Raw genomic sequence first — 495 nt, forward strand, 5'->3', positions numbered from 1 at the left:
CGTGGTCGAATCCCCCGCCGTCGACATCGGCGAGGGCTGCCGACGGCTGCTGCGCGTCCTGTCGGAAACGGCCGACCTGCCCGCCACCGCGGACCGGCTTCTGACGCTCATCAACCGCAGTGGCGGCTACGACGACGACGTCACCCTCCTGCTCGCTCATGCCCGGCCGGAGCAACCCACCCGGTGAGCCGCACCGGAGCATATGGGGACTCGTAGGCGTGAAGACACCGCTCCGTCGGTGTTCCACTGTCACTCCGCCAAGGACCGCACCGGCCTGCTGGCCATGCTGGTCCTCGCCCTGGTCGGGGTACACGAGGACAACATCGTCGCCGATTTCGCCCTGACCGAGCTGGCCACCGAACACCTGGTCGCCGAGTGGCACGCCGATCACCCCGACCTGACCCTCAGGTGGCCCGCCTACGGCCGAGCCCCCGCTGAGATCGTGAGCACCTCACCGAGGTCGAACACCACCAACGGCAGAGCAGACGCCACTGT

At 68.7% G+C, this 495-nt stretch carries 2 pseudogenes; both read left to right on the plus strand.

Annotated features, from left to right (window positions below):
* Positions 1 to 187 (plus strand): annotated as a pseudogene (locus U9980_RS16025) (hypothetical protein); the annotation flags it as partial.
* A gap of 36 nt (positions 188 to 223) precedes the next feature.
* Positions 224 to 495: pseudogene (locus U9980_RS16030) on the plus strand (tyrosine-protein phosphatase); the annotation flags it as partial.

This window comes from Protofrankia sp. Cr1, from assembly GCF_963555865.1.
GTDB lineage: Bacteria > Actinomycetota > Actinomycetes > Frankiales > Frankiaceae > Protofrankia.